Source organism: Glutamicibacter sp. BSL13 (assembly GCF_052928425.1).
In genome coordinates this window covers 39,827-51,636 of sequence record NZ_JAVGCZ010000018.1, presented here as the reverse complement: position 1 = coordinate 51,636, position 11,810 = coordinate 39,827, and the positions used below count along the sequence as shown (strand labels likewise).

At 69.1% G+C, this 11,810-nt stretch carries 9 protein-coding genes and 1 pseudogene; 4 read left to right on the top strand and 6 right to left on the bottom strand.

The window, feature by feature from the left end; all coding sequences use genetic code 11:
* The 3 genes and pseudogenes from RCJ92_RS05435 to RCJ92_RS05425 form a co-directional block, all read left to right on the top strand.
* A partial coding sequence (locus RCJ92_RS05435) for a TenA family protein (protein WP_446753957.1) occupies positions 1 to 717 on the top strand: 717 nt, incomplete at its 5' end.
* 34 nt (positions 718 to 751) lie between these two features.
* Positions 752 to 2,017, top strand: a pseudogene (locus RCJ92_RS05430) (uracil-xanthine permease family protein); the annotation flags it as partial.
* Positions 2,018 to 2,104: 87 nt separating this feature from the next.
* Positions 2,105 to 3,511, top strand: coding sequence for a sugar porter family MFS transporter (locus RCJ92_RS05425; RefSeq protein WP_446753959.1), 1,407 nt, complete (start codon positions 2,105 to 2,107; stop codon positions 3,509 to 3,511).
* A gap of 10 nt (positions 3,512 to 3,521) precedes the next feature.
* Here the strand turns inward: RCJ92_RS05425 and RCJ92_RS05420 are convergent, their stop codons facing one another.
* Entirely contained in the window at positions 3,522 to 6,719 is a 3,198-nt protein-coding gene (locus tag RCJ92_RS05420; RefSeq protein ID WP_446753956.1) for a beta-phosphoglucomutase family hydrolase, read from the bottom strand.
* An 89-nt stretch (positions 6,720 to 6,808) separates the two neighbouring features.
* On the opposite strand from RCJ92_RS05420, the gene RCJ92_RS05415 reads away from it, so the two are divergent.
* Entirely contained in the window at positions 6,809 to 7,789 is a 981-nt protein-coding gene (locus tag RCJ92_RS05415; RefSeq protein ID WP_446753955.1) for a hypothetical protein, read from the top strand.
* 126 nt (positions 7,790 to 7,915) lie between these two features.
* On the opposite strand, the gene RCJ92_RS05410 is transcribed toward RCJ92_RS05415, so the two are convergent.
* From RCJ92_RS05410 to RCJ92_RS05390, 5 genes are read right to left on the bottom strand one after another with little or no spacing between them, the layout of a single operon-like run.
* Positions 7,916 to 8,644, bottom strand: a complete 729-nt coding sequence (locus RCJ92_RS05410; protein ID WP_446753954.1) for a glycerophosphodiester phosphodiesterase family protein — start codon at positions 8,642 to 8,644, stop codon at positions 7,916 to 7,918.
* On the bottom strand, positions 8,641 to 9,426 hold the full coding sequence (locus RCJ92_RS05405) for a Cof-type HAD-IIB family hydrolase (protein WP_054821507.1): 786 nt from the start codon (positions 9,424 to 9,426) through the stop codon (positions 8,641 to 8,643). The genes RCJ92_RS05410 and RCJ92_RS05405 overlap by 4 nt, the downstream gene beginning before the upstream one ends.
* Positions 9,427 to 9,431: 5 nt before the next feature.
* On the bottom strand, positions 9,432 to 10,334 hold the full coding sequence (locus tag RCJ92_RS05400; RefSeq protein WP_138173173.1) for a carbohydrate kinase family protein: 903 nt from the start codon (positions 10,332 to 10,334) through the stop codon (positions 9,432 to 9,434).
* Entirely contained in the window at positions 10,331 to 11,011 is a 681-nt protein-coding gene (locus RCJ92_RS05395) for an alpha/beta hydrolase (RefSeq protein ID WP_446753953.1), read from the bottom strand. The genes RCJ92_RS05400 and RCJ92_RS05395 overlap by 4 nt, the downstream gene beginning before the upstream one ends.
* On the bottom strand, positions 11,008 to 11,796 hold the full coding sequence (locus RCJ92_RS05390) for an enoyl-CoA hydratase/isomerase family protein (RefSeq protein WP_138173178.1): 789 nt from the start codon (positions 11,794 to 11,796) through the stop codon (positions 11,008 to 11,010). Before RCJ92_RS05390 ends, RCJ92_RS05395 begins: the two co-directional genes overlap by 4 nt.
* Positions 11,797 to 11,810: the final 14 nt, after the last annotated feature.

The following is an 11,810-nucleotide window of genomic DNA, read 5'->3' as shown; positions in this document are numbered from 1 at the left end:
GCGATCGCCGCTTCCGGGCAGCTGTCAGTGGGGGCCGGGCACGGGCCGGTGCACCACCTGGCCGGGCTGTGGTCCGGGCAGGGGCTGGCGCCGGCGCAGGACCCGATGCAGCAGTGGTGGCAGGACATCGCCGGGATCCGGGAGGGGATCGATGAGCTGGACTTCATCCGCCAGCTGCGGGCGGGCACCCTGCCGCGGGCGAACTTCGACTACTACATCAACCAGGACGCCCTGTACCTGCGCGGCTACGCCCAGGTGCTGGCCCAGGCCAGCATCATCGCCCCGGACGCGGCCGCCCAGCGCTTCTGGGCGGCCGCCGCCTCGGCGACGTTCGAGGAGGAAATGGCGCTGCACCGCGAATTCGCGCTGGACACCGCGGCGCACGGCAGCGAGACCACCGCGAACTACGTGAACCACCTGGCGGCGGCCGGGCACCACTACCCGGTGCTGATCGCCGCGATCCTGCCCTGCTACTGGATCTACCAGGACGTCGGGTCCCGGCTGGCGGCGGCCGGGCACGGGCAACACCCCTACCGGCAGTGGCTGGCCACCTACTCCTCCGCCGAGTTCGATGCGGCCACCGCGGCGGCGATCGGGATGGTGCGTGCCGCCTACCGGCGGGCCGATGAACGCACCCGGCAGGCAATGTGGCGGGCCTTTGAGACCTCCAGCCGCCACGAGCTGGCGTTTTTCGCGCAATCGGGGGCCGAAGCGTAAGATACTTCCCGGCCCATAATCAGGAGGAACACGCATGAAATGGTCGATCCACGGCGACGGAAAGTCCATCACCCCCGGTGAGGTGGTCGCCCCGGATGAGCGGCTGCACTGGCCGCAGACCATTTCCATCGGCACCCAGCACATCCTGGCGATGTTCGGCTCCTCCATCCTGGTGCCCACGCTGACCGGCTTCCCGGTCACCACCACCTTGCTGTTCACCGGGGTGGCCACCATCCTGTTCCTGCTGATCACCGCGAACAAGGTGCCCAGCTACCTGGGTTCCTCCTTCGCGCTGATCGCCCCGGTGATGGCCACCATGTCCAGCCATGACATGTCCGCGGCCCTGGGCGGGATCGTGATGACCGGCGCGCTGCTGTTCGTGGTCGGGCTGGTGGTGCAGAAGACCGGCACCGGCTGGATCCACGCGCTGATGCCGCCGGTGGTGATGGGCACCATCGTGGCGCTGATCGGCCTGAACCTGGCCGGGGCGACCCTGGAGCCGATGAAGCAGGTTCCGCTGACCACCTTCGCCACGGTGCTGGCCGTGGTGCTGGCCACCGTCGTGTTCAAGGGGCTGCTGGGCAGGCTCTCGATCCTGGTGGGTCTGGTGCTCGGCTACCTGGTGGCCCTGGCCCAGGGGCAGGTGGACTTCGCCCCGGTGGCCGACGCCCCCTGGTTCGGGCTGCCCGAATTCAACACCCCCAGCTTCCACCTGGACACCGCGCTGATGTTCCTGCCGGCCGTGTTCGTGCTGATCGCCGAGAACATCGGCCACGTGCGCACCGTGGGGCTGATGACCGGGCGGGACCTGTCCCGCTTCAACGGCCGGGCGCTGATGGCCGACGGCGCCGCCTCGGTGCTGGCCGGGCTGGGCGGCGGCTCGGCGACCACCACCTATGCGGAGAACATCGGGGTGATGGCCGCCTCCCGCGTCTACTCCACCGCCGCCTACTGGGTGGCGGCGATCGCCGCCATGGCGCTGGCGTTCCTGCCCAAGTTCGGGGCGCTGATCGGCACCATCCCGGCCGGGGTCATCGGCGGGGCCGGGATCGTGCTCTACGGCATGATCGGCATCATCGGGGCCCGGCTGTGGATCGAGCACCGGGTGGACTTCGGCAACCCGATCAACCTGATGACCGCCGGGGTGGGCCTGATCATCGCCATCGCGGTCACCTCCGAGATCAGCTTCGGCCAGTTCCAGCTGGGCGGGATCGCGCTGGGCACCATCGCCACCCTGGTGGTCTACCACCTGATGTCCCTGGTGGCGCGCTGGCGCGGCAGCGATCCGGCCCACGCCCCGGCCCCGGCCGCAGGCGAACAGCGGTTGCCGGAAACCAGCGGACGCGAAAGCCTACGGTTGGCACCGTCCACGCGCTACGATCGGCTCATGAGCTCACACACAACGGATGGCAAGATATCGGCCCGCCTGATCGGGATCGCGCTGGGCGCGGCCCTGGGCGGGCTGCTCTTTGGCTATGACAGCTCCATCGTCAACGGCACCGTGGATGCGGTGCAGGAACAGTTCGGGCTGAACGCGGTCACCATCGGCTTCACCGTCTCCTGCGCCCTGATCGGCGCCGCGATCGGCGCCTGGGTGGCCGGGGTGGTGGCCGAGCGGATGGGCCGGGTGCGCACCATGATCATCGCCGCCGTCCTGCTGGGCGCCTCCGCCCTGGGCGCCGGGTTCTGCTTCGGCCCGGTGGATTTGATCATCTGGCGGATCGTGGGCGGGCTGGGCGTGGGCTTCGCCTCGGTGATCGCCCCGGCCTACATCGCCGAGATCTCCCCGGCCGCGCATCGCGGCCGGCTGGGCTCGCTGCAGCAGATGAGCATCGTGGTGGGCATCTTCATCGCCTTCCTGGTCAGCGCGCTGCTGGTGTACGTGATGGGTTCGGCCGACGCGGTGGGCTGGTTCGGCCTGGAGGCCTGGCGCTGGATGTACCTGTCGCTGCTGGTGCCCGCGGTGGTCTACGGGGTGCTGGCCTCCCGGCTGCCCGAGTCCCCGCGCTACCTGGTCGAACGCGGACGCTACGTGGAGGCCGCCCAGGTCCTCTCCCGGGATGTGGGCATGGAGCCGGGCGCCATGACCGAGCAGAAGATCGAGGAGATCCGCGCCACCGTGCACCTGGAGCGCCACCAGACCTTCTCCGATCTGATCGGGCGCTTCGGCTTCCACCCGGTGGTGTGGATCGGCATCCTGCTTTCGATGTTCCAGCAGCTGGTGGGCATCAACGTGATCTTCTACTACTCCACCACCCTGTGGAAGTCGGTGGGCTTCGCCGAATCGGACTCCTTCACCATCTCGCTGATCACCTCGGTGACCAACATCGTGGCGACCATCATCGCGATCTCGCTGATCGACGTGCTGGGGCGCAAGCTGCTGCTGCTGCTCGGCTCCGGGATCATGACCCTGTCCCTGGGGGCCATGACGCTCGCGTTCTCCCAGGCCGTGACCGTTGACGGGGCGCTGAGCCTGCCCGGGGCCTGGGGCACCATCGCCTTGATCAGCGCGAACCTGTTCGTGATCGGCTTCGGCGCCAGCTGGGGCCCGGCGGTGTGGGTGCTGCTGGGGGAAATGTTCCCCAACTCCATCCGCACCCTGGCCCTGGGCGTGGCGGCGGCCGCGCAGTGGCTGACCAACTTCCTGGTCTCCACCACGTTCCCGTCCCTGGCCGAGGCCGGGCTGCAGCTGGCCTACGGCATCTACGCCAGCTTCGCGCTGCTCTCCTTCCTGTTCGTGCTGTTCATGGTCAAGGAGACCAAGGGACGCAAGCTGGAGGAGATGACGCTCTAGCCCGCGCGGGTCAGAACCCGCGCGGGGGCTGCATGACGTCGGCGGAGTCCTCGCTGTGCAGCGCCACCACGTGCTCCATGCTGGGCTTGCCCTCGCGGACCTGGCCGTGGGCGTCCAGTTCGATCTCCACCGGCTCGGAGGCCGAGAGCGAGTAGTTCTTCCCGCGCACCGCGAAGTACAAGGTGGCCCCGCCCTCCATGCTCAGCCGCATGGAATCGCTGTTCAGCCGCACCGTGATCATCGAGCCGCGCCACGCCAGCCGGAAGGAGAGCGTGGACCAGCTGGCCGGCAGCCGGGGGTCGAAGCTGAGCACGTCCCCGTCATCGCGCATGCCGGCGAATCCGTAGATCAGCGTCGCCCACACCCCGCCGGTGGAGGCCACGTGCACCCCGTCGGCGGTGTTGCGGTGCGAGTTCTCCAGGTCCACGTTCAGCGCCGCCTGGAAGTACTCGTAGGCCAGGTCCCGGTAGCCGACCTCCGCGGCCACGATGGACTGCACGGCCGCGGAGAGCGAGGAGTCCCCGGTGGTCAGCGGGTCGTAGTAGTTGAAGTCCGCCAGCTTCTCCGCATCGGTGAAGTCACTGGAGCGCAGCCACAGGGCCAGCACCGTGTCCGCCTGCTTGATCACCTGGAAACGGTAGATCACCAGCGGGTGGTAGTGCAGCAGCAGCGGCAGCTTCGCCGGGTCGGTGTTGGACACATCCCAGATCTCCCGGTTCAAGAAGTGCTCGTCCTGCGGGTGGATGCCCACCCGTTCGGAGAACGGGATGTGGAAGCAGTGCGCGGCCTTGCGCCAGTTCTCGGCCTCCCCCTCGCGGATCTGCAGGCGCTCGGTGAGTTCGGCGTGGAAGCGCGGGAAGCGGTTGGCCAGGGTGTCGAGCATGTCCGCGGCGCAGCGCAGGTTAAAGCGCGCCATCACGTTCGTGTAGACGTTGTCGTTCACGATCGCGGTGTACTCATCCGGTCCGGTCACCCCGTGGATGTGGAAGCTCTGCCGGCTTCCGGTGGTGCGCCAGAACCCGAGCGAGGACCACATCCGGGCGGTGCCCACCAGGATCTCCGCGCCGCCCGAACGCAGGAACTCCACGTCCCCGGTCGCGTTCATATAGCGGTTCAGCGCGTAGGCGATGTCAGCGTTGATGTGGTACTGGGCGGTGCCGGCCGGGTAGTAGGCGCTGGCCTCCTCACCATTGATGGTGCGCCACGGGAACAGGATCCCGTCCTCGTTCATGATCTGCGCGCGGCGGGTCGCCGCCGGCAGCATCGAGACCCGCGCCCGCAGCGCGTTGCGCGCCCACTGCGGGTTCGTGTAGGTCAAGAACGGCAGCACATAGATCTCGGTGTCCCAGAAGTAGTGCCCGGAGTAGCCGTTGCCGCTGGTGCCCTTGGCCGAGATCCCCAGCCCGTCGGCGCGGGCCGAGGCCTGGGCCAGCTGGAAGATGTTCCAGCGGATCTTGCGCTGCAGCGTCTTGTCGTCGCTGTCCACCCGCACGTCGCTGCGCTGCCAGAACTCGCCCATGTAGGTGCGCTGGCCGCGGAAGTGGTCATCGGCGCCGCGCGGCACCAGGTGGCCCAGGGCGCGGTGCGAGCGGGCCAGCATTTCCCGGGCGGTGTGCCGCCGCGAGGAGTGGTAGGCCACGAACTTGCTCAGCCGCAGACCCTGCCCGGGCTGCAGCGAGGCGCTGGCCACATGGTCCGAACGCTCCGCGCTGACATCGGTGGTGGTGTGGATCCTGGATTGCGAGCCGCCGGTGAGGCTGGCCCGGTGTTCGGCGACCGTGGCCACGCTCATCCCCGAACCGCGCACAATGTAGGACAGCCCCGCCCGCCCGTCACGCTCATAGTGCCCGGCCGGCTGCAGCGGGTTCTGCCCGGTGGATTCGGACTTGCGCGGATCCAGCGGGGAGGGTTCCCCGGCATCCAGGTCCGCCGGGGTGGGCACCAGGGTGGTGGGCGGGATGCCGATCACCGAGGACTGCACCACCACGTGCCCCGGCGCGTCGAGCAGGCGCACGTTCACGTCCACCACCGCCAGGTGCCGGTCGGTGAAGGAGACCATGGCGCGGCTGGTGACCGCCACCCGGTGGCCCTCGGCGGTGCGCCACAGCGTGGTGGAGACCAGGGTGCCGTCCCGGAAGTCCAGGCGCAGGTCATCGCGCACCATCTCGGTGCGGCCCACCTCCAGCGCCTCGTCGTTGATGTACACGCGCATGGTGCGGAAGTCCGGGGCCGCGATCATCGTCTGCCCAGTGGAGGCCAGCCCGTAGGCGTTCTCCGCGTAGCGGATCTGCCAGGTCTCGTGCAGCCCGTTGATGAAGCTGCCCCCCACCTGGTCCCCCACGCCCAGCATCGGGGCCTTGGCCCCCAAAAAGCCGTTGCCCAGGGAGAACACGGTGTTCTGGGCACCCTCGTCGTCGCGCGCCTCATCCAGGGTGATGGACCACGGGTCGTAGCTCAGCGCATCCCCGGATTCGTCGGTCATCACCTCGGACAGGTCGGTGACCACAAAGTCCGCGCCGGCCTCGGCCAGCGAGGCGGCGTTGTTTTCCCGGGCCACCCCGATCACCCGGAAGCCGCCGGCCACCGCGGCCTGCACCCCGGAGACCGCGTCCTCGATGACCACGCACTCCTCCGGGCGCCAGCCCAGGTCCCGGGCGGCGGCCAGGAACGTGTCCGGCGCCGGCTTGCCCGGCAGCTGGCGCAGCGTCGCCTCGGTGCCCGAGACGACGGTGGGGAAGAAGTCCGCCAGCTCGGCGGCGTTCAGCACGGTGCGGGCGTTGCGCGAGGAGGAGACCACCGCCACGTCCAGCCCGGCATCCAGCACCTGGTTCAAGAAGTCCAAGGACCCCTGGTAGGGGGCGATGCCCTCCCGTTCCAGGATGTCGATGAACACGTCGTTCTTCAGGTTCCCCAGCGCGCACACGGTCTCAAACCCGGGCAGGTCCCGCCCGGTGCCGTGCGGCAGGCTGATGCCGCGCGAATCCAGCACCGCCTGCACCCCGTCGTAGCGCGGGCGCCCGTCAACCAGCGTGAAGTAATCATCCAGGGTGTAGGGCGCCGCCTCGGGGTGGCGGGCCGAGAGGAACCGGTCAAACAGCTCCTGCCAGGCCTCGCGGTGCACCTGGGCGGTGGGGGTCAGCACCCCGTCCAGGTCGAAGAGCACGGCTTTGAAGTCACGGTGTCGGTACATCGGACGCGAAGAGTTCACAGGCAAAATCCTTTGGTGGAGGACAAACTGGCCGTCAGCCCCACGGTAGCAACATCGGGGGCTTGCGGCGACATACTACGATGGAATACGTGGCTCACTGGATAGACGTGTGGAACAGCAATGAATGGCGTGAGGACACCGCCGCCTGGATCGATGCCGCGTGCGAGGCCTATGGCATCCAACGTGAGGGGGACGTGGACTTCTGGCCCGCCACCCTGCAGCAGATCAGCGCCCTGGTGCGCACCGACGCCGCCGATTTGATCTTCACCGCCACCGCCCCGGGCCTCACGGCCGAGGCGGCGATCACCGTGGCGGCCGGGCAGCTGCTGCCCGAACGGGTGGTCATGCCCCTGGCCATCGACCGCACCGCCGGCTACCTGCTCAGCCCCGACTTCGGGCACACGGTGCAGGCCCTGGGCGAAACCGTGGAAAGCTGGGAATTTGCCCTGCGTTCGCTGGCCTCGCTGCAGGTGGGGCTGATGGGCCAGGAACAGACGTTCTTTGACGCCGGGATGCCGGTGGTGGATCCGCAGTTCCTGCCCGAGCAGTTCGACCAGGCCCTGATGCTGCACGTGTCCCTGGAAAACGGGCACCCGCTGGCGATCACCGGTGAACAGGCCGACGAACTGTATGCCGGCACCCCGGCCCTGGCCGAAGCCTGCCAGGTGCTGGCCCAGGCCCCGGTTCCCCTGAGCGTGGAACACGGCGCCTTCGGCCTGGACCAGGTGGTCATTCCCCCGGAGGTGGGGCTGCACGGGCGGATCCTGAACCTGGGGGCCGGGCACTGGGCCCACCCGTTCTCCTCCCTGGCCCAGCCGCTGGCGGCGATGCAGCAGCAGTGGGATTGCGACATCCAGGACGAGCGCATCATGCGGGCGCTGTTCGCCTACCTGGAGGAGTTCTCCGCCTACGGCACCCCGGACGAGCTCTACGCGCTGATCGACCCGGCCTGCCTGATCGCCCCGCTGGCCCAGCATGAGGCCTGGCTGCGGCTGCTGGTGGAGGCCGAACCGACGGAGATCGAGCACTTTGCCCCGCAGATCCTGCAGACCCTGCAGATCTCCGGGTAGCGGTCCCGGGCGCGTTCACCCGCACAGAGTCCCCAGCCACGGGGCTGCCGGGGATGAGCTTGGCGATCGAAGCTGAGGCATGCGCGCGAGGCTGCGGTTTGCCGGATAATTCAGCTGGCGGCAGCGCTACCCGGGGTAGTCCTGCAGCACCCGGCTGAGCAGCTGCGCCTCATCGCTGACCAGTGCATCCACCCCCTGATCCAGCAGCCGCCGCATGCTCGGCTCGTCATTGACCACCCAGACATGCACCTGCATGCCCGAACGACGCACCGCGCGGATGAAGCGCCCGGTGGTCACCGGGATCATGCCGTGGCGCCGGGGGACCTGGACGGCCCAGAACTCCTTGGGGTATTTCGCCGGAACCCGCCCGATCAGGTGGGCCCAGAGCCAGATGCGGGTCATTTCCCGGGTGCCCGGGCTGGTGCGCACCGGGCGGGAGAGCAGGTGGGCGGTGGCCCGGGTGCGGGCGGTGTCGAAGGAGGCCAGCGCCACCCGGTCATGGCTAGCGGTGCGCTCAATGACCTTGGCCAGCGGCGCAATGACCGCCACGTCCTTCACATCGATGTTGAACATGACATCGGGGAAGGCGTTGATGAGCTCTTCCAGGGTGGCCAGCGGCTCGGTTCCGGCCCGCAGCGCGCCGACCTGCTCGGCGCTCAGGTCGTTGAACCGGCCGGTCCCGGCGGTGATGCGCTCCAGGGTTTCATCGTGGAAGGCATAGACGGCCTGGTCGCTGGTGGCGCGCACGTCGGTTTCGAAATGGCGGATCCCGGCCGCATAGGCGCGCTGAAACGCGGCCAGCGTGTTCTCCTCGGCGCCGCGGCGGTACCCGCGGTGGCTGAAACCGTACTTCACTTCAGCAGCCGTTCGATCACCTGGGCCACCCCGTCCTGGGAAAACGGCGGGGCGGTCAGCCGTGTGGCGGCCAGCGTCTCGCGGTGGCCATCGGCCATCGCATACCCATGCCCCACGAACTGCAGCATTTCAATGTCATTGGGCATGTCCCCGAACGCCATGATCTCCTCGGGCTTGATGTCCAGTTTGCGGGCGTACTCATCCAGCGTGTGCGCCTTGTGGATCTCCAGGTGCGCCATCTCCAGCAGCGAGACGTCGGTGGCCGAATGGGTCAGCCACAGCAGCTGGGACAAATCCGGGTACACGGCCTGGTAGAACTCCTCGACCGGCAGCCCCGGCGAGCGCGCCAGGAACTTCACGATCCCCTCCGTGTCCAGCTCCTGGCTGTGCAGGTCCAGTTCCGCCAGGGAGCCCAGGGTGCGCCCGGCCTGGGCGAACCCGTGGCCCAGGTGCAGGCCCTTGGTGGTTTCGGCGGCGAAGCTGGCCTGGGGTTCATGGTGCAGGATGATCTGCTGGGCCTGGCGGGCGGTGGCGATGTCGATGGTCTGTGCCCACAGCACCTGGTCGTTTTCCAGGTCGTACAGCACCGCCCCGTTGGAGCAGATCACCGTTCCCAGCCCGCCAAAGGCGTCCACGATCGGGGTCAGCCAGCGGTAGGGCCGTCCGGTCACAAAGACGATGTGGATCCCGGCGGCCCGGGCGGCCAGGAACGCGTCCCGGGTGCGGGCCGAGATCTGCCCGGTTCCCGAGACGATCGTGCCATCCAGGTCGGAGGCGATCATCTTGATCACGCCAGCTCCCGGCGGTAGGGCGGGTTCGCCCCGGCCCGGGTGACGGTGACGGCCGCGGCCTTCGAGGCGAAGTCCAGGGCGGCCTGCAGCTCCTGCAGGCTCACCGCGGCCAGCCGCTCACGCTGCCCGGCGCCGATCAGCCCGTGGTCGGCGAACCAGCACAGCAGCGCCGCGGTGAACGAGTCCCCGGCGCCCACGGTGTCGGTGACCTCCACCAGCCTGGACTGCTGTTCCACGGTTCCGGCGCGCACCACCCCGAAGGACCCGGCCGAACCGGCGGTGGAGACCACCATGGCAGGTCCCAGCTCCAGCCAGGCGCGGGCGGTCTGCTTGACCGAGCGCATCGGGTAGAGCCAGCGCAGGTCGATGCCCGAAACCCGCACCACGTCCGCGGCGGCGACGAACTGCTCCACCTCGGCCACCGTTTGGGCGTGGTTGGAGACCAGCGAGGGGCGCAGGTTCGGGTCGTAGCTGATGGTCGCGTGCTGCCGGGCGCGGGTGATCAGCGGCAGCAGCTCCGCGGGGCTGAACAGGGTGGCGATCGAGCCGGTGTGCACCAGCTGGCTGCCCGGATCCAGTTCGGTGACCAGGGTGGGCATCTGCCAGAACGCGTTGAAGGCGAACGTCGCTCCCCCGGCCGGGTCCAGCACGCCATGGGCGATCACGGTGGGCTTGTCATCGGCGCCACCCAGGAACTTCACCTGGTTCTCGGCCAGGTGCTGCTCGATGGTGCGCCCCTTCTCGTCCTGCCCCCACCGGGAAACCAGGGTGCCGGGGTAGCCCAGCCGGGCCAGCGAGACGGCCACGTTCAGCGGGCTGCCGCCCACGAACTCCTGGGGCGGGGAAATCCCGGGGGCCAGGACATCGACCAGCGCCTCACCGATCACCGTCGGGTTCATGTGCTTCCTCCAAAGTGCCAGGGTGCCAGTTCTGCGACGCAGGCCCGCCACTGGTCGCTGGCCGGGTCAATCCACGTGTAGTGGTCCCCGCCGAAAATTTCGGTGCGGTGCTCCTGGCCGCGGGCGCGGGCCTGTGCGGCGGCCTGCTCGGCCACCTGCAGCGGAACATCCTCGTCCTGGCTCCCATGAAAGATTATGACACGCGCCCGCATCGGCCACAGCGCCACGGGGTTGACCTCGGCCAACGGGGTGTCGCCCAGCATCAGGGGCACCGCGTCGTCACTGAGCCGCAGCCGTTGGGCCAATTGCAGATCCAGCAGCCCGGCCTGGCTGATCACCTGGGTGATGCGCGGCTCGGCGGCGGCCAGCACACAACCCAGCTGGGCGCCGGCCGAATGCCCGATGACGCTCAGCGGCCCGTCGGCGGGAATCAGCCCCAGCGCGGTGCGCGCGTCCTGCACCATCTGCCGGGCGCTGCCCGGCCCACGGCGGTATTCCAGGTTGTAGGCCGCCACCCCGCGCCGGGCCAGGTCCGCGGCCAGGGGCCGGCCCAGGCCGGCGTCGTAGCCGGTGCGCCAGTAGCCGCCGTGGATGATCAGCACGGCCCCGGACCCGGTGGCCGCCGCGGGCAGGTGCGCCTCCAGGTACTGGTCCGGGTGCGTGCCGTAGCGGATCACTTGCCCGGGAATTGCGCTTTCCTCTTCTCCACGAACGCCGCCCGGCCCTCCACCGAATCCTCGGTGGTGAAGGCCTTGCGGAAGCTGGCGGCCTCCAGGTCCAGTCCGGCGTGCACGTCGGTGTCGGCGATCTGGTTGATCGCCCCCTTCACGTTGGCCACCGCCATCGGGGAGACGGCGGCGATTTCCTCGATGGTGGCCACCGCCGTGTCGATCAGCTCCGCGGCCGGCACCACCCGGTTGGCCAGTCCAATGCGCAGCGCCTCGGCGGCCTTGATGCGCCGGCCGGTGAAGATCAGTTCGCGGGCCATGGCCACGCCCACCCGCCGCGGCAGGCGCACCGACCCGCCGAACCCGGGCACCAGGCCCAGGTTGACCTCCGGCTGGCCGAAGCTGGCGTTCTCCGCGGCGTAGATGAAGTCGCAGGCCAGCGCCAGTTCGCAGCCCCCGCCCAGGGCGAAGCCGTTGACCGCGGCGATGACCGGGACCTGCAGGGCCTCCAGCGCCTCGGTGACCCGGTGCATGCGCCGGCCATAGGCGTCGGCGGCGTCGGCGTCCATGTCCTTCATCTGCACGATGTTCGCCCCGGCCACGAAGGACTTCTCCCCGGCCCCGGTCAGCACCACGCCGCGGTGCTCGAACCCGGTGCCCGCCAGGTGCGTGACCAGCTTCTCCAGGTCCTCCACGACCTCCAGGGCCAGTGCGTTCATCGACGCGGGGCGGTTGATGGTGACGATCAGGGCGCTGCCCTGGGTGCGTAGGCTCAGTGTCTCAAATTGCTCCATGACCCCACCTTCTC